This window comes from Rhodoferax sp., from assembly GCF_011391645.1.
GTDB lineage: Bacteria > Pseudomonadota > Gammaproteobacteria > Burkholderiales > Burkholderiaceae_C > Rhodoferax.
This window is the reverse complement of sequence record NZ_JAABQC010000027.1, coordinates 13480-30969: the sequence shown is the minus strand read 5'-3', so window position 1 is coordinate 30969 and position 17490 is coordinate 13480. Positions and strand designations below refer to the sequence as shown.

The following is a 17490-nucleotide window of genomic DNA, read 5'->3' as shown; positions in this document are numbered from 1 at the left end:
TTGCCGCCCTCGGCCACCCAGCATCGCCCCGAGTTGGCGGGCGCGCCGTTCGAGGCCATGGGTGTGTCGCTGGTGTTTCATCCACGCAACCCCTATGTGCCCACCGTGCACATGAATGTGCGCATGATCTCTGCCAAAAACCGTGATGGCACCGAAGTGTGCTGGTTTGGTGGTGGCATGGACCTGACGCCGTATTACGGCTTTGAAGAAGACGCGGTGCATTTTCACCAATGCTGCCGTTCGGCGCTGCAACCCTTTGGCGACGACAAATACCCGCGTTTCAAGACTTGGTGCGACGAGTATTTTTATTTAAAACACCGCAACGAGCAACGCGGTGTCGGCGGTGTGTTTTTTGACGATTTCTCTGAACTCGGGTTTGAACCCAGCCTGGCCATGATGCAGGCTGTGGGTGATTCATTTTTGAGTGCCTACCTGCCCATTGTGCTGCGCCGCAAGGACACGCCCTATGGTGAGCGCGAGCGCAATTTTCAGCTGTATCGGCGCGGTCGTTATGTGGAATTCAACTTGGTCTGGGACCGGGGCACCCATTTTGGCCTGCAGTCGGGCGGCCGCAGCGAGTCCATTTTGCTGTCGATGCCGCCGCTGGTCAGCTGGGCCTACCAGCAGGTGCCGGTGCCCGGCACGCCCGAAGCAGCGCTGTACAGCGACTTTTTGGTGCGCCGGGATTGGGTGTGAAGCCGGACATGACACAGGCAAGGCGCATCGGGGTCTTTGGTGGCGCGTTCGATCCGCCGCACCTGGCACACCGGGCATTGCTGGAAGCGGCTTTGCATGAACTCAAGCTCGATGTTTTGCATGTGGTGCCCACGGGCGACGCCTGGCACAAACCCAGGGTGCTGACCGAGGCAGCGCACCGCCTGGCCATGGTGCAACTCGCGTTTGCGGATGTTCCCGGAATCTGTGTGGACAGCCGGGAAATAAACCGCACCGGGCCAAGTTACACCATCGACACCTTGCGCGAGATTGCCGGGCAGGCACCGGGCGCCGAATTGTTTTTGATCATGGGCGCAGACCAGGCCGCAGCCCTCACCAGTTGGCGCGATTGGCAGGCCATACTTCAATTAGCTATAATTAGTGTAGCTACTCGCGCCCATTCATTAGATACCAACGACTCGATTGAAGCTGAAAGACTGTTCCCTGAACGGTTCTTTCACTTGGGCTTGCCAGCCCTGCACGTGAGCGCCACCCAGATTCGCAGCAACATTGCCAGTGGCCAACCGGTGCAAACACTGGTGTCTGAGCCCGTTGCGCGTTATATTGCCGACCATCACCTTTACCAATCACATTGATGACTACCAAAACTATTGCCCCGAGCACTGCCAAAAAACCCGCCAAAGCGGCTGCCAAGTCCACTGCCGCGGTGGCGACCAAATCAGCGTCAAAGCCCGTGGTCAAAGCTGTCACCGCCGGTGCAGAGAAAAAAGACATCCAGAAGTTGCAGCGCGCCATTGTCGATGGGCTCGAAGACGTGAAGGCGCAAGAGATTGTTGTGTTTGACACCGAGCACCTGTCGTCCTTGTTTGAGCGGGTCATCGTGGCCTCGGGCACCTCAAACCGGCAAACCAAGGCGTTGGCGATGAGTGTGATCGATGCAGTGCGCGAAGCCGGTTTTCCCAAGCCGCGCGTCGAGGGTGAGGCCAACGGCGAATGGATCATTGTGGATTGTGGTCAGGCGGTGGTGCATGTGATGCAGCCGACCTACCGCACCTATTACAACCTTGAAGAGTTGTGGGGCGAAAAGCCGGTGCGCCTGAAATTTGGCGCTGCCAAACCCGTGGTGGCGGCTGAGCCGAGTGCAGCCAAAGCCAAGGCGGCTGCCAAGGAAGCCGCCAAGCCGGCGCAGAGTCTGCGGCGTTCCAGTGCCTCCAAGCAGGGTGTGCAGGAGGCTTTCCCGTCGCGGGCACAGATGGCCAAAACTGCAGCAGCAGATGTGGCCGCCGCCAGGAAAGCAGCCGCCAAGACTGCAGCAGCACCCAAGCGGGCCGTTGCTGGCGCCGCTGTGGCTGCCAAACCCCGGGTCAAAACCCTGGTGGTGAATGCGCCGGTCAAGCCTGCAGCCAAAAAAACGGCAGCAAAGAAGGCACCAGCCAAAAAAGCGGCCGTTCGCAAAGCCTGACGCCGCGCTGTGCGTCTGCTGATTGTTGCTGTCGGTCAACGCGTGCCCGATTGGGCGCAAACAGCCTGGGACGACTACGCCAAGCGCTTTCCGTTTGAGCTCAAGGTCGAGCTGAAAGCGGTCAAAACCGAGCCCAGAGCATCCAAATCTCTTGAAACCCTGCTGGCGGCCGAGCGTGCGCGCATCGAGGCGGCCATTCCCAAGGGATGTCGCATCGTGGCACTCGACGAGCGTGGTACCGCGCTCACCACCATGGCCGTGGCTGGCAAACTTACTGAATGGCAATTGTCGGGCGACGATGTGGCGCTGGTCATTGGCGGCCCCGACGGGCTCGACCCCGTTTTTCGGCAGGGCGCGCATGAGCGCATTCGGTTGTCTGACCTGACCTTGCCGCACGCCATGGTGCGCGTGCTTTTGATTGAACAGCTTTACCGTGCCTGGTCGATCAATGCCAACCACCCGTACCACCGCGAATGAAAAAATTTGTCTATCTGGCTTCGCAAAGCCCGCGCCGCAGGCAACTGCTGGAGCAGTTGGGGGTTGACTACGAATTGCTGTTGCCTGCTGCGGATGAAGATGCCGAAGCGCTCGAAGCGTTGTTGCCGCATGAGGCACCGTTGACCTATGTGCAACGCGTGACCCAACTCAAGCTCGATGCAGCCTTGCAGCGTTTGCACAGACGCGCCTTGCCACAAGCGCCGATCTTGTGCTCGGACACCACGGTGGCGCTGGGTCGCACCATTTTGGGCAAGCCCGCAGATCACCACGACGCCGAGCGCATGCTGGCCAGTTTGTCCGGCAAAACGCACCGGGTGCTCACGGCTGTGGCGCTGGGTACGCCGCAAGTGCGTCAGCAAGCCTTGTCCATTTCCAGGGTGACTTTTGCGCCCATGACGCCCGAGCAGATTCGCGCCTACGCGGCCACCGGTGAGCCGATGGGTAAAGCGGGCGCCTATGCGGTGCAGGGCAGGGCAGCAGCGTATATTTCAAGCCTGAGTGGCAGCTACTCCGGGATCATGGGGTTGCCGATGTTTGAAACCGCCCGATTGCTGAAGGCTTTTGGCTTCAAGTTGTAGGTTTTTAGAAACGCAAGTTCATGCAAGAAGATATTTTGATCAATTGGTCGCCGCAGGAAACCCGTGTGGCGGTGGTGGAAAACGGCGTGTTGCAGGAGCTGCACGTGGAGCGCACGCTGGAGCGCGGTCTGGTGGGCAATGTGTATCTGGGCAAGGTGGCGCGCGTGTTGCCGGGCATGCAATCAGCCTTCATAGACATTGGTCTGGAGCGGGCAGCTTTCTTGCACGTGGCCGATGTCTGGCATCCACCTGCCGAGGGCGAGACGATTTCTGCGGCGCGCAGCAATGCCACGCAAATCCCGATTGAAAAGCAGGTGTTTGAGGGCCAAAGCCTGGTGGTGCAGGTGATCAAGGATCCAATTGGTACCAAGGGCGCACGGCTGTCTACCCAAATCAGCATTGCCGGGCGCATGCTGGTGTTTTTGCCGCAGGACGAGCACCTGGGTGTGTCGCAAAAAATACCGCCCGAGCAGCGTGATCTGTTGCGTCAGCGGCTGCAAAAACTGGTCGGAGATCAGGGCGGCGGCTTTATTTTGCGAACCAATGGCGAAGAGGCCTCAGACCAGGAACTGGCGGACGACATCGCTTATCTGCGCAAGGCCTGGGCGCGCATCCGCCAGTCGGCCACCAAGCTGCCGGCCACTTCGCTGTTACATCAGGATTTGAGCTTGCTGCAGCGGGTGCTGCGCGACCTGACCTCTGAACGCACCCAATACATCAAGGTTGATTCCCGGGAGCAATTTGTCGTGATGCAGGCGTTTGGCCAGGAGTTCATGCCTGGCGCAGCGCAAAAGCTGGTGCACTACAAGGGCGAGCGGCCAATTTTTGATTTGTACGCCATTGACGAAGAAATTACCAAGGCGCTGGGGCGGCGGGTGGATTTGAAGTCGGGCGGCTATTTGATTGTGGACCAGACCGAGGCCTTGACCACCGTGGATGTGAACACCGGCGGTTTTGTCGGTGCGCGCAACTTTGACGACACCATATTCAAGACCAATCTGGAAGCGGCGCAGGCCATAGCGCGGCAGCTGCGCCTGCGCAATCTGGGCGGCATCATCATTGTGGATTTCATTGATATGGCACCCGAAGAGCACCGCGAAGCGGTGTTGGCAGAAATTCGCAAGCAATTGGCGCGCGACCACGTCAAAACCATGTGCGGTGGTTTTTCGCAACTGGGCCTGGTGGAGATGACGCGCAAACGCACCCGGGAATCGCTGGCGCGCATGCTGTGCGAAGCTTGTCCGGTGTGCGAGGGCAAAGGTATCGTCAAAACAGCGCGCAGCGTGACCTATGACATTTTTCGCGAGATATTGCGCGAAGCCCGCCAGTTCAACCCCAGGGAATTTCGCGTGGTGGCGTCGCCCAAGGTGATCGAGTTGTTTCTGGACGAGGAAAGCCAGCATCTGGCGGGCTTGAGCGAGTTCATTGGCAAGCCGGTGTCGCTCCAAAGCGAGAGCGCCATGGGGCAGGAGCAATACGATATTGTGCTGCTGTGATGAATGTGCACATGGGTTGATGTGTCGTTAAATTTTGACCAGGGACGAAGATTTTGAGCCAGCTTGAATTGATCCATGTGGTGCGCCGTTATGGGCCGGTTGGCGGGATGGAGCGTTATGTCTGGGAGCTGACGCGGGAGTTGCAGCAGCTTGGTCATCGGGTCAGCGTCATTTGCGAACGCTGCCACGTTGAAAAACCCACAGGAATCACCGTTTACGAACTGGGCGAAATTGCGCCGCGCCCGCGCTGGTTGGGCTTGCTGCGCTTTGGCAGGCGGGTGGCGCGGTTCCTGGCCGATCATCCGGCTCCCAACAGTGTGATTCATAGCCACGAACGACTGGGCATCCATCACATCACAACCTTTCATGGCCCGCCCTTTGCAACCGTTCTGGACAAGCCCTGGTGGCGCCTGATTTCCTTGCGCATTGCCATGCAATTGTTTTTGGAACGACGCGAGTTGTCGACGCCGCGCTTTGTGGTGCCGAACTCGCGGTTCATCAAGCAATCCATAGCCCATTACTACCCGGAGCTGGCACATCAGTTGACCGAGCCGATCGTGCCGGGTGTGGTGCTTGGTGTGCTGCGCGAACCGCGCCGGGTTCCGCCTGACGGCGGCATTGTGGGTTTTGTCGGCAAGGAATGGCAACGCAAGGGCCTGCCGTGGGCCGTCCAAGTGGTGGCGGCCTTGCGCCGCACCCGGCCAGATGTGCAGTTGCACGTCGTGGGGCCCGCCGCCGCCGAAGTGGCGCACCTGTTTGCAGATTGGCAGGGTGGCTACAAGTTATTGGGATGGAGCGATCAGGCGCCTTACGCTGCGTTTGATGTCCTGCTGCACCCCGCCAAGGCCGAGCCCTATGGCATGGTCATCAGCGAGGCCATGGCGGCTAAAGTGCCCGTGGTGATTTCGGATGTGTGCGGCGCGGCCGAGCATGTTGGTTCGGCGTCAGGTACCGTGCTGCCGCTGTCGGCTTCTCTTGACGCGTGGGGCAACGCACTGGAGCAACAATTCAGCCGCAGCGAGCCCGTGCCGCCATTTGAACGGAGTTGGCGCCAAGTGGCACTAGAGTACGTAGAACTTTACGCGGCAATATTGAATTCTCGCTTGAATCGTCAATGATCCCTAAATCCATGAACGCCCGCGTGGCCATTGCTTCTTTTGCGGCTGCATCCGCAGGTTTGTCGATGGCCCTCATCAGTCTTGGCAGGCTGTCATTGATGATCGCGGTGATGGTTGTTTTGCTTGGGAGCAAGCCAAAGTCCTTGCAAAACGTTTCCTGGCAAAGTTTGTGGACTCCCAGACTGATCCTGGTGATTTTGGCAGTGTTTGCTGGCAGCTTGTGGTGGACGACCGCGCCCCAGGATCAGGCCATGGAGGCCTTGGGAAAGTATGGCAAGTTGCTCCTGATTCCAGCACTGTTGCTGTTGCTCAAATCGCGGCAGGAGGCTTTGCTGGTGCTGGCCATCTTTCTTGGCTTTCAGGTATTTTCTTTGCTGAGCTCCTGGCTGCTCTATTTCCATGTGCCTGTCTTTTGGGCGACCGGGAAACATGCCAAGGAGTTTTTTGCGGTGTTCGCCACTTACCTGGATCAAGGCATCATGAGCGCGGTCGTTGCAGCTCTTTTTTGGCATTTGAAGTCGCTGGCACCCAACCGAACGCTGTTTTATGGCGCCATTGCCGTGTCTTTGCTGGCCTTGGGGAGTGTTTTTATCGTGTTTGTGGGGCGCACCGGGCAACTGGTGGGTTTGGTCATGGTGGCGCTTGCCGTTTTTTGGGCCTTGCCCCGGCGATGGCGCCTGGTGGCAATCGCCATCCCCCCGCTGATAGCATTTATGGCCTATAACTTGGGTGCCGTACCCCAGCGATTTTTAACCGCCGAGTCGGAAGTGTCGTCCTATATGGAAAAGCCAGCGGCTACGACTTCAACGGGAATTCGCCTATATTTTTGGAAATCGTCCCTGGAAGTCATGGCTCAGAATCCTTTGGCCGGGTCGGGTGCTGGCAGTTGGACGACGCAATACAACAAAAACGAAAGCTTGAAAAATCCTGACTTTGAGGCGCTCAAGGCAGCCAGCAACCCGCACCAGGAGTTTTTATTGTGGGGCGTTCAACTGGGTGTGGGCGGCATCCTGCTTTTGCTGGCTTTTTTAGCTGCTGTCAGACAGGACTTTCTCGAAATGGACGAATCCATCGCCAGGGCCGGGCAATCAGTCTTGGCGGCTTTGGTGGTGTCTTGTCTCTTCAATTCATCGATTTACGATGCCCATATTGGCTCATTCTTTTGTTTGTCACTCGGTGTTTTGTTGGCCTATGGCATTCATGCTGGGACAGCGCCCAAGCGGTGAGCACAAGAGGCGTCAAGCGCGTGTCTGAGACGCAAGCATTCGCTGGGGGGCTTCTACATATTTCAAGTCTGCAACCGGCTTAAATTGGCGTAATAGCCGTTGGCTCGCAGCAGTTCGGCATGGGTTCCTGCTTCGACGATTCGTCCCTGGTCCAGTACCAAAATGAGATCGGCGCGCTCGATGGTGCTGAGCCGGTGGGCAATGACAAGGGTGGTGCGGTTTTTCATGAGCGTGGTCAAGGCTGCCTGAACCAGGCGTTCCGATTCAGTGTCAAGCGCCGAGGTGGCTTCGTCAAGAATCAGGATCGGCGCGTTCTTTAGCAGGGCGCGCGCAATCGCGATGCGCTGACGCTGTCCGCCCGAAAGTTTGGCGCCGTTTTCTCCGATAGGGGTGTCCAACCCTTCAGGCAACTGTTCAATGAAGTCCCAGGCATTGGCGGCGCGGGCCGCCCGAATCACATCCTCTCGGCTGCAGGTGTCGCGTGATCCGAAGGCAATGTTGGCTTCGATCGTGCTGTTGAACAAAACAATGTCTTGACTGACCAGCGCAATGTTGTGGCGCAGGCTGCTCAGGGTCAGGTCATTGATGTCAATGCCATCAATGCGAATGTGGCCAGCAGATACGCGGTAGAAGCGGGGAATCAACGCGCTAATGGTGGTTTTGCCGCCGCCAGAGGCGCCAACCAGGGCAACAGTCTGGCCAGCGCCGATGCTCAGGTTAAGGTTTTCAAGAGCCATTCGGTCGGCCCCAGGGTAGGTAAAGCCGACATGGTCAAAGTCGATGCTGCCCTTGGCGTGGATTAAATCAACCTTGCCACTGTCGTCTTCCGAGGGTGAGTCAAGCAGCGCAAAAACACTTTCGCAGGCTGCGAGGCCGCGTTGCAGGATCGAGTTGACCGATGTGAGTTTCTTGATCGGCGAAATCAGCATCAGCATGGCCGTGATGAAAGAGATGAAACCACCCGGAGATGAGCCGGCCTGACCTGTTGTCTGGCTCAAGGCCAGGTAGGTGATGATGGCAACGGCCACCGAGGCAGCCAGGTGCGTGATGGGGGTGATTGCAGAAGCCGGTACCGCCTCGCGCATCATGGCGCGTCGCAGGCGCTCGGTGTCGAGTCGGAACTGCTCGCTTTGTTGCGGCTGTCCGCCAAAGATTTTGATGACCTTGTGCGCAATCACGGATTCTTCGATGGCGTGCGACACCAGCCGGATTGATTCCAGGGACAGCCGGCTGGCTGCGCGTATGCGCTGGCTGAAAGCTTTCACGATGAACGCGAAAAGGGGGCCAATGGCAAGTGTGATGAGCGTGAGCTTCCAGTCAAGATAGAGCAGGTAGGCGATCAGCGCGAGGGCAGTGAGCGATTCACGGACGATGGTGACCAGTACCGTGGTCGCCGCCTCGGTGATCAGGCTGACGTCATAGATCAGGCGGGAGATCAATTTGCCAGCGGATTGCTCGTGATACACCTGTGTGGGCAACACGAGGATTTTGGCAAACATCTCACGCCGCAAGTCAGTAATGAGCCGGGTGGATATCCACGTCATCAGGTAGCTGGTGCAGAACGTGAAGATGCCCCTGACCACAAACAAAAGAATGATGCCCAGTGGTATCAACCAGATCATGCGGGCATCTTCGGTCTTGAAACCCTGGTCCAGCAGGTATTTCATGAGCGCAGGAAAGGCGGGCTCGGTCGCCGCTATGGCGACCATGCCAACTACCGCCAGGGCGAAGGCCTTCCAGTAGGGCCGAAGGTAGGTGAGTAGCCGCGCGTAGATGGCACGGTTGCTTAGAACAGGGCTGTCAAACATGAACAACTAATCGGAACCAGGGGAACTGGCTTTGGCTTGCTTGGGCGCCTGCCATTCTGCTCCCTTCTGCGCCTCAATGGCTTTGACATAGCGATAGAACGTGCCCTCAAAGTTGCCCAGGGCGATGACAAAGCCGGGCCACCCGTCAAGAAAACCGAGCTTGAAGAAATAGTGTTTCAAAAAGGACCAACTGCCGTGCGACAGCGCCGTGCCCATGGAAAGTTTCTTATGTTTGATTTTTTCAGCGCCCAGGCTTGAGTAGCGGTTGGCCTTGTGCATGACCTCGCTCATGTTCTTGAACGGAAACTGCCAGATGGCGTTCTTCAGATGACCAACGGGTTGGTTGGAGTCAAGCACAAACCCCTCATGCACCGGCTTGAGGTCATAGCGCATGCGGCCTTTTCGAAATAATTGGGGTTGACGATAGTTGGGGTACCAGCCCGAGTGCTTGATCCAGCGACCCATGAAAAAGTTGCGGCGCGGTACCCAGTAGGCATCCAATGCCGACGGGTCTTGCGTGATGGCGCAGATTTCAGCCCGTACTTCTGGTGTGCATCGCTCGTCGGCATCCAGGCTGAAAATCCAGTCGTGAGTGCAAGCCGCAAGCGCCTGATTGCGCAGGTCGCCAAAGCCCTTGAAATCCACCTGAACCACTTTGGCGCCCAGGCGCGCGGCAATTTCAGGGGTGCCATCGGTGCTCCAGGAGTCAACCAGCACGATTTCATCTGCCCACTGGGCGCTTTCGATGGTAGCCGTCACCTTTTCGGCCTCGTTGTAGGCAATGATGTAGACGGAAATTTTGTTCATCGGGGATGGTAGTATTCTTGGATTCGCCTGCTCGGCGTGCATTTTGCGCGCGTGTAGTCTAGTTCAAAATGAATCCTTCCAACCTTGTTTCCGTGGTGATTACCACCTACAACCGCAGTGACGCCTTGCTGGCCGTCCTCGAGGGTTTTGTGCGCCAAGTTGATCGAAATTTTGAGGTCATAGTGGCCGACGACGGTTCGCGAACTGATCATCGTCAAGCGATTTTGGAGTCTGCCGCAGCTAGGGCACTTCACGCAGTGCATGTTTGGCACCCGGACGTGGGATTTTCCCTAAATAAAAATCGCAATAATGGCGTTGCTGCGTCTAATGGAAAATACCTTATTTTTATGGATGGCGACTGTGTGCCAGAAGTGGATTTCATTGCGCAACATCGGCGCTTAGCTGAGCCTGGCTATTTTGTTAATGGCAGCCGAGTGTTGCTATCACAAGAGTTGACGTATGCAGTGATCAAGGCCGGGGAGCATATCTTTGGTCGTTCCTGGCTTTACTGGTCAGGTCAGTATTTTTCACGAAATATCAACAAGATAACCCATTTGCTGCGCCTGCCTGATGGCAAATTCCGCATCCATAAAGACTTTAAATGGAAGGGCATTCGGGGCTGTAACCTGGCAGCTTGGCGGTGTGACTATGAGCTCGTTGACGGGTTTGATGAGTCATTTGTGGGTTGGGGACACGATGATGCAGATTTTGTGTTGCGACTGCATCATGCGGGCGTAGTTCGAAAAAACGGCTATTGCGCCACCGAGGTTTATCATCTGTGGCACCAGGAAGCCAGCCGTAACAATGTGTCACTGAATGCGGATACCGTCAGGGAGCGTGTTAAAACTGACATTGTTCGATCCACATTGGGGTATTCTCAGAATCACCTAAGTGGCGATGTTGTTGTGACCAGACTGTAATAATCTATCAATGATCAAACATTTCTTTTTCTCCATACTTAGTTTTTTCGTATGCCTCCCGGCCTCTGCCCAGTTCCGGATCGAAGTCTCCGGCGTTGGCTTGACGCAGGTGCCGGTGGTGATTGCGCCTTTTCGCGGACAGGAGGCATTGCCGCAAAAAATCTCGGAAATCATCAAGGCTGACCTCGAGCGTAGCGGCCAGTTTCGCGTGATCGCACCACCGGGCGGCGTGTTTGATGAATCTTCACGCCCCGAGCTTTCCTCCATGCGTCAGGCCGGTACTGATGCTTTTGCCTCGGGCAGTGTGACAAGGCTGGCGGATGGCCGGTTTGACGTGCGTTTCCGTTTGTGGGATGTGGTCAAGGGGCAGGATTTGGGCGGTCAGAGCTTTGCCGTGACGGCGCCAAACTTGCGCCTGGCTGCACACCGCGTGGCTGATGACATCTATGAAAAATTGACCGGTGACAAAGGAGCTTTTTCAACCAGCATCGCTTACGTGACCAAAACGGGGCAGCGCTACCAGCTTTGGGTGGCCGACGCAGATGGTGAAAATGCACAGTCGGCGCTGGCCAGCCCGGAGCCCATTATTTCGCCGGCCTGGTCACCCGATGGCAACCAACTGGCTTATGTGTCGTTTGAATCGCGCAAGCCAGTGGTTTATGTGCACAACGTGAGCACCGGCAAACGCCGCCTGATTGCCAACTTCAAAGGCTCCAACAGTGCGCCGGCCTGGTCTCCTGATGGCAGGACACTGGCCCTGACGCTCAGCCGCGACGGCGGCTCCCAATTGTTTCTGCTGCCGTCGGCAGGGGGTGAGCCGCGTCGGCTGATTCAATCGGACAGCATTGACACCGAACCCGTGTTTTCCCCCAATGGGCAACACATTTATTTTGTCAGTGATCGCGGTGGCACGCCCCAGATATACCGTGTCACGGCAACCGGGCAGGGGGTGGAGCGTATTACATTCAATGGCTCTTACAACATCTCACCGGCCATCAGCCAGGACGGCCGCTGGCTCGCTTACATTTCAAGGGTGGGGGGGGCTTTCAAGCTGCATTTAATGAACCTGGCTGATGGCGCGGTGAGTGTCATATCCGATGCTGCCGCAGACGAGAGCCCCAGCTTTGCACCCAACGGCAAGATGTTGGTTTATGCCACACAACTGCAGGGCCGCGAGGCGCTGATGACGAGTACGCTGGATGGCAAGGTCAAGGCCAGGCTAAGTGGACAGCAGGGCGACATACGTGAACCTCATTGGGGTCCTTTTTTCAAGCAGTAGTTTTTTGGAGTGATTCGGTATGAAAAATTTTATTTTGGCGAGTTTGGTCTCGATTTTTCTGGTTGCGTGCGGTACCTCGGTGCCGCTCAATGACGTACCCGTGACAGATGCAACGCCCACATCCGTTGCCACTGATCCGGGGGCTGCAGGCGCAGCGGGTTCGGGCGTCCAGGGCGGCGGGGCGGGGGCTGGAAATGTGGGTGATATGGCCAATCAGTCCGTCGCGCCGGCCGTGTCACGCCTTGTTTATTTTGACTATGACAGCTTTGTTATCAAGCCAGAATTTCAGGAGTTGATTGCGGCGCATGCAAGATTTTTACGCGCTCAGCCAACGCGCAGAATAGCCATCGAGGGGCACACTGACGAACGTGGTGGTCGCGAGTACAACCTGGCATTAGGGCAAAAGCGGGCCGAGGCTGTGCGCAATGCCTTGTCCATTCTGGGAATTTCATCAAACCAGATGGAAGCTGTGAGTTTTGGTGAGGAGAAACCGGTTGTCACTGGAGCCGAAGAGGCCGCTTTCGCCAAAAATCGTCGTGCCGAGATCCGTTACCCATGAAGTGTGTGCAACCCATGTCGATTCTGTTGTCCAGGTCATCGGCCGTCTTGCTGGTCTGTCTCTGCTCATTCAGCAGTTTGCACGCCGCGTTGTTCGAGGATGATGAAGCCCGCAGGGCGATCCTCGATTTGCGTCAACGTGTCGAGCTGATGCGCTCCGATGCAGATCAGGCGCGTCAGGCCTCTACCCAGGAATTGACAAGCATGGGCAGAAGTCTGCTCGATTTGCAACGTCAAATCGAACTGCTGAAGATGGAGGTTGCAACGTTGCGTGGCAACAATGAACAGCTCATGCGTGAGTTGTCGGAAGTTCAGCGTCAGCAAAAAGATCAGGCGCTGACGGTGAAAGAGCGACTGAGCAAGCTCGAACCTGCCAGGGTCGAGCTTGATGGTGTCGAGTTTTTGGCTGATCCGGCCGAGAAGCAGGAGTACGAGGCGGCGTTGGCCGTTTTCAGGCAAGGTGATTATGTGAAAGCAGAAGGCCTTTTTTCTGGTTTTGTCGCACGTCGTCCTTCCAGTGGTTATGTGGTTCCAGCGTTGTTTTGGTTGGGTAATGCCCAGTATGCGTTGCGAAATTACAAAGAAGCCATGGCCAATTTTCGCACTCTGATCACCAAAGACCCTGAGCATGTGCGCGCTCCCGAGGCGGTTCTGTCAATCGCCAACTGCCAGTTGGAACTTAAAGATTCCAAAGGCGCGCGCAAAACGCTTGCTGATCTGGTGAAGGCGTATCCCAAATCTGAAGCTGCCGTGGCAGCCAAAGAGCGCCTCGCAACACTCAAATGACAACCTTGCCAGACCGCCGTTTCGGTGGTCTTGATCGCTTATTCGGACTGACCGCTGCTGAACGAATCCGCACTGCCCATGTGGCGGTGGTCGGAATCGGCGGGGTGGGCTCCTGGGCTGCAGAAGCCCTGGCCAGAAGCGGTGTGGGTCAAATCACTTTGGTCGACTACGACCAGGTGGCAGAGTCCAACGTCAACCGCCAGATCCACTCGGTTCAGGCCAGCATCGGCCAGGCCAAGGTGATCGCGATGCGGCAAAGGATTCTTTCTTTTTTCCCCGAGTGTCAGGTCAACTGTGTGGAGGCTTTTGCCGAGCCTGATAACTGGCCTGCAATTTTACCTGCGGGAGTGAATGCCGTGGTTGATGCGTGCGACCAAACCCGAGCCAAGACGGCCATGGCGATTTGGGCCAAAAGAACCGGGGCGCTGCATGTGATGGTGGGCGCTGCGGGTGGCAAAAAGTGTGCTGAAAAGATGGCTGTGGCTGATCTGCTGGAGGTGTCCCATGATCCCTTGTTGGCAAAAGTCCGCTACCAGTTGCGCAAGGAATTTGCCGTCACGGGGGCGAAGAAAAAATTGGGAATCACCTGTGTTTACAGTCCGGAAGCTGTCGCGCCGCCTGATGGTTCTTGTGGTGTGGCAGGGGATGGCAGCTTGAACTGCCACGGCTTTGGTTCAGTGGTGACGGTGACGGCAAGCTTTGGCATGTGTGCTGCGGGTGTCATTTTGAATAAATTGAGTTCAGCCAGCGCTTAAGTCGGGAGAATTTGTTTATAATTTGAGGCTTGCCAAAATGCAACAATATGTTGTATCGGGATGTTAGCTCAGTTGGTAGAGCAGCGGACTTTTAATCCGTTTGTCGTGGGTTCGACCCCCGCACATCCCACCATTTTTCTTAAGCCCGGTCTATCCAGATCGGGCTTTTTTGTTGGTGTCCCTGGTAAATTTGCATCAATAGCTGCAGCCAAACCGCAGCTTCAAGCCGTAACATCAAGAGTCCGAAGGAACCATCATGTCTGCCGTACTCCCCTCACTGAACGATGACCTTGGCGTAGATCGCCAGGTTGCCCAACTGCGCATTCCGCCGCATTCGATTGAGGCCGAATCCAGCGTGCTGGGTAGTTTGCTGCTGGACAACGCCGCCTGGGACCGGGTCAGCGATGTGATCAGCGAAATCGACTTTTATCGCTTTGAGCACCGTCAGGTTTTCGCCGCCTTGAGTGTGTTGATCAACGCTGGCAAACCGGCTGACGTCATTACGGTCTATGAGCAATTGCAGAGTTCTGGCAAGGCCGAAGAAATTGGGGGTCTGCTTTATCTCAATGCACTTGCCCAATACGTGCCGAGCACCGGCAACATCCGCCGTTATGCCGAAATCGTCCGCGAGCGCTCGATCTTGCGCAAACTGGTGTCCACCAGCGAAGAGATTTCAGCCAATGCCTTCAACCCCAAGGGGCGACCTGTGGCGTCCATTCTGGATGAGGCCGAGCAGAAGATTTTCAACATTGGCGAGGAGGGTGCGCGCACCAAACAAGGCTTCCAGACCATGGACACGCTGGTGGTGGAGTTGCTCGACCGGGTTCAGGAAATGGCTGACAACCCCAACGATGTCACCGGTGTGCCCACCGGTTTTTACGACCTGGATCGCATGACAGCGGGCTTGCAGGGCGGCGACCTGATCGTGCTGGCTGCGCGTCCTTCCATGGGCAAGACAGCTTTGGCCATCAATATTGCCGAGCATGTGGCCCTGAATGAGGGCCTGCCTGTGGCCGTGTTTTCGATGGAAATGGGCGCGGCTCAATTGGCGGTGCGTATTGTGGGTTCCATTGGCCGCATCGACCAGGGACATCTGCGCACTGGCAAGTTGACCGACGATGAATGGCCTCGTCTTTCTGAAGCGATCGAGAAATTGCGCACCGTCTCGCTGCACATTGACGAATCGGCTGGTTTGACATCGAGTGAGCTGCGTGCCAATGCCCGCCGTTTGTCACGTCAATGCGGTCAGTTGGGTTTGATCGTGGTGGACTATTTGCAGTTGATGAGTGGCTCCAGCAACAGCGACGGCGAAAACCGCGCCACCGAGTTGGGTGAAATTTCGCGCGGCTTGAAGATGCTGGCCAAAGAGCTTAAGTGCCCGGTGATGGCGCTCTCGCAATTGAATCGCAGCGTCGAAACCCGTCCGGACAAGCGCCCCATGATGAGCGATTTGCGAGAGTCGGGCGCCATCGAGCAGGACGCCGACATCATCATGTTCATTTACCGCGACGAGTACTACACCAAGGACGCTTGCAAAGAGCCCGGCGTGGCCGAAGTGATCATTGCCAAGCAACGAAACGGCCCCACTGGCGTCGTGAAACTGACGTTCCTGAACAAGATCACCAAGTTTGAGTCCCTGGCCAATGGCGCCAGTGGGGATTTCTAAAATCCTGAGACCTTGTGGGTCAGACCACTCGCGCGGCGACGTGCTCTGACCCCAACTGATTAAAGAACTTCACTCGCAAAATCAGCCAGGCGCGAACGCTCACCTCGCGCCAGCGTGATGTGACCACTGTGCTGCCAGCCCTTGAACTTGTCCACTGCGTAGGTCAGGCCGGATGATCCTTCGGTCAGGTAAGGCGTGTCAATCTGCGCGATATTGCCCATGCAGATGATCTTGGTGCCCGGCCCGGCCCGGGTAATAAGTGTTTTCATCTGCTTGGGCGTCAAGTTTTGAGCTTCATCGATGATCACATATTTGTTGAGGAAGGTGCGACCGCGCATGAAGTTCATGCTCTTGATCTTGATGCGGCTGCGAATGAGTTCATTGGTGGCAGCGCGGCCCCATTCGCCGGCAGCGGTGTCAGTTTTGCCCAGCACTTCCAGGTTGTCATCCAAGGCACCCATCCAAGGGCCCATTTTTTCTTCTTCGGTGCCCGGCAAAAAGCCAATGTCTTCGCCGACGCTCACCGTGGCCCGGGTGACAATGATTTCGGTGTAGCGCCGCTCATCAAGCACCTGCGTCAAGCCCGAAGCCAGCGCCATCAAGGTTTTTCCGGTACCCGCCGTGCCCGTCAGTGTGACAAAGTCCACTTCCGGGTCCATCAACAGGTTCATGGCAAAGTTTTGTTCCCGGTTGCGGGTTGAGATGCCCCACACCGCATTTTTCAGATGGGTGTAGTCTTTCAGAGTTCTGAAAACAGCCGTTTTTCCGCGAATCTCGGTAACCTTGGCATACAGGCTGGGCTCACCCGGAGCTTCAAAGTAAACAAACTGGTTAATCAGAAGCTTGGGCACGACCGGGCCTGTGACGCGGTAAAAGGTATGGGCACCTTGTTGCCAGCTTTCGACTGTGTTGCCATGGGTGTTCCAGAAATCTGCTGGCAATGCGTAGGCACCGCTGTACAGCAAGTCACCGTCATCCAGCGTTTTGTCGTTCTGGTAATCATCGGCATTCAAACCCAGTGCGCGGGCTTTGACGCGCATGTTGATGTCTTTGGAGACCAGCACCACGTCGCGGGGCGCGTGTTGCTTGCGCAGGGCCTCCACCACACCCAGAATCTGATTGTCCGCCTTGCCCTGGGGCAGGCTGGTGGGCAACTCATAGTCCAGCAGTTGGGTCTGAAAGAACAAGCGCCCCCGCGCTTCCTTGTGACCGGTGGTGCTCAAAAGCAAACCGGTGCGTATGTCCGAGCCCTGGTGCTCCGCCAGCGCGTCGAGTGAGCGGCTGGTTTGACGCCCGTTCCGGGCGACTTCTGTCATGCCCTTTTTGTGTGCATCAAGCTCCTCGAGGACGATCATTGGCAAAAAGATGTCGTGTTCTTCAAAGCGGAACAGGCAACTTGGGTCGTGCAGCAGCACATTGGTGTCAAGCACAAAAAGCTTGCTGGGGCCGTCGATGCGCCGTTTTGGGCGGGTCGTTGCCTGAGCGACAGACGGTTCGCGCCGGCGTTTGGGCGTGGTTTGCGCTGACACTGTTGGCGCTACGATTTGCGCAGCAGGTGCGCTCAGGGCAACTTGCGGTGGTGGCGCCTCCGGCAAGCCAGGCAAGTCCGGTAATTTTGATAACTGCGGTTTTGGCGTGCTGCCCTTGGCTTTTGGGCGGGCCGGCACGTTGAAGTCCTGTAGAGACAACAAGGCGGCTCGTTTGGACGGGGCAGTGGGCAATGGCATCTAAAACTCCTGCGCGTTAGGAAAATTGCGAGTTCAAAAACGAAAAAGCCGCCATGTCAACCAGGCGGCTTTTTCAGGATACGAGAAATTGTCTTCGGCATGCGTTTGATTATGCATGAGCCTTTGTGACA

General features: G+C 56.7%; 18 protein-coding genes and 1 tRNA gene. 15 read left to right on the top strand and 4 right to left on the bottom strand.

Annotated elements, in window-relative coordinates; translation table 11 throughout:
- The 7 genes from hemF to GPS82_RS05590 form a co-directional block, all read left to right on the top strand.
- Positions 1–696, top strand: a 696-nt coding sequence (hemF, locus tag GPS82_RS05620; protein ID WP_296491977.1) for an oxygen-dependent coproporphyrinogen oxidase, incomplete at its 5' end; no start/stop codon positions are given.
- Between the two features lie 8 nt (positions 697–704).
- Positions 705–1310, top strand: coding sequence for a nicotinate-nucleotide adenylyltransferase (gene nadD / locus GPS82_RS05615; RefSeq protein ID WP_296491974.1), 606 nt, complete (start codon positions 705–707; stop codon positions 1308–1310).
- Entirely contained in the window at positions 1310–2137 is an 828-nt protein-coding gene (gene rsfS / locus GPS82_RS05610; protein WP_296491971.1) for a ribosome silencing factor, read from the top strand. The genes nadD and rsfS overlap by 1 nt, the downstream gene beginning before the upstream one ends.
- Before the next feature lie 9 nt (positions 2138–2146).
- Positions 2147–2614, top strand: coding sequence for a 23S rRNA (pseudouridine(1915)-N(3))-methyltransferase RlmH (rlmH, locus tag GPS82_RS05605; RefSeq protein WP_296491970.1), 468 nt, complete (start codon positions 2147–2149; stop codon positions 2612–2614).
- Positions 2611–3213 carry a Maf family protein gene (locus tag GPS82_RS05600; protein WP_296491968.1) on the top strand — a complete coding sequence of 201 codons (603 nt, stop codon included), beginning with the start codon at positions 2611–2613 and terminating at the stop codon, positions 3211–3213. The genes rlmH and GPS82_RS05600 overlap by 4 nt, the downstream gene beginning before the upstream one ends.
- 20 nt (positions 3214–3233) lie before the next feature.
- Positions 3234–4709 (top strand): ribonuclease G, encoded by a 1476-nt coding sequence (gene rng, locus GPS82_RS05595; protein ID WP_296491967.1) that lies wholly within the window; start codon positions 3234–3236, stop codon positions 4707–4709.
- A gap of 53 nt (positions 4710–4762) precedes the next feature.
- Positions 4763–5827, top strand: coding sequence for a glycosyltransferase family 4 protein (locus GPS82_RS05590; protein ID WP_296491964.1), 1065 nt, complete (start codon positions 4763–4765; stop codon positions 5825–5827).
- Positions 5828–5919: 92 nt separating this feature from the next.
- Here the strand turns inward: GPS82_RS05590 and GPS82_RS05585 are convergent, their stop codons facing one another.
- On the bottom strand, positions 5920–6339 hold the full coding sequence (locus GPS82_RS05585) for a hypothetical protein (protein ID WP_296491962.1): 420 nt from the start codon (positions 6337–6339) through the stop codon (positions 5920–5922).
- Positions 6340–6387: 48 nt separating this feature from the next.
- Here GPS82_RS05585 and GPS82_RS05580 point away from each other — a divergent pair, with 48 nt between their 5' ends.
- Complete coding sequence (locus tag GPS82_RS05580; protein ID WP_296491958.1) at positions 6388–7053, top strand: O-antigen ligase family protein; 666 nt, start codon at positions 6388–6390, stop codon at positions 7051–7053.
- A 62-nt stretch (positions 7054–7115) separates the two neighbouring features.
- Here the strand turns inward: GPS82_RS05580 and msbA are convergent, their stop codons facing one another.
- Entirely contained in the window at positions 7116–8861 is a 1746-nt protein-coding gene (msbA, locus tag GPS82_RS05575) for a lipid A export permease/ATP-binding protein MsbA (protein WP_296491956.1), read from the bottom strand.
- 6 nt (positions 8862–8867) lie between these two features.
- Complete coding sequence (locus tag GPS82_RS05570) at positions 8868–9668, bottom strand: glycosyltransferase family 2 protein (RefSeq protein WP_296491955.1); 801 nt, start codon at positions 9666–9668, stop codon at positions 8868–8870.
- A gap of 68 nt (positions 9669–9736) precedes the next feature.
- Between GPS82_RS05570 and GPS82_RS05565 the strand changes: the two genes are divergently transcribed.
- The 7 genes from GPS82_RS05565 (at position 9737) to dnaB (ending at position 15632) form a co-directional block, all read left to right on the top strand.
- Complete coding sequence (locus GPS82_RS05565; protein ID WP_296491952.1) at positions 9737–10588, top strand: glycosyltransferase family 2 protein; 852 nt, start codon at positions 9737–9739, stop codon at positions 10586–10588.
- A 10-nt stretch (positions 10589–10598) separates the two neighbouring features.
- Positions 10599–11867 carry a Tol-Pal system beta propeller repeat protein TolB gene (gene tolB / locus GPS82_RS05560; protein ID WP_296491950.1) on the top strand — a complete coding sequence of 423 codons (1269 nt, stop codon included), beginning with the start codon at positions 10599–10601 and terminating at the stop codon, positions 11865–11867.
- Positions 11868–11886: 19 nt separating this feature from the next.
- A complete protein-coding gene (gene pal / locus GPS82_RS05555; RefSeq protein WP_296491948.1) occupies positions 11887–12426 on the top strand; it encodes a peptidoglycan-associated lipoprotein Pal in 540 nt (179 codons plus the stop codon).
- A gap of 14 nt (positions 12427–12440) precedes the next feature.
- Positions 12441–13211, top strand: coding sequence for a tol-pal system protein YbgF (gene ybgF, locus GPS82_RS05550; protein ID WP_296491944.1), 771 nt, complete (start codon positions 12441–12443; stop codon positions 13209–13211).
- Positions 13208–13966, top strand: a complete 759-nt coding sequence (locus tag GPS82_RS05545) for a tRNA threonylcarbamoyladenosine dehydratase (RefSeq protein WP_296491942.1) — start codon at positions 13208–13210, stop codon at positions 13964–13966. Before ybgF ends, GPS82_RS05545 begins: the two co-directional genes overlap by 4 nt.
- A gap of 57 nt (positions 13967–14023) precedes the next feature.
- Positions 14024–14099 (top strand) — tRNA-Lys (locus GPS82_RS05540).
- A gap of 123 nt (positions 14100–14222) precedes the next feature.
- The gene (dnaB, locus tag GPS82_RS05535) at positions 14223–15632 is read left to right on the top strand and encodes a replicative DNA helicase (protein ID WP_296491940.1); all 1410 of its coding nucleotides are present in this window, start codon (positions 14223–14225) and stop codon (positions 15630–15632) included.
- Positions 15633–15691: 59 nt separating this feature from the next.
- Here dnaB and GPS82_RS05530 read toward each other — a convergent pair whose 3' ends face one another.
- Entirely contained in the window at positions 15692–17359 is a 1668-nt protein-coding gene (locus GPS82_RS05530; protein WP_296491937.1) for a PhoH family protein, read from the bottom strand.
- Between the last annotated feature and the right edge of the window lie 131 nt (positions 17360–17490).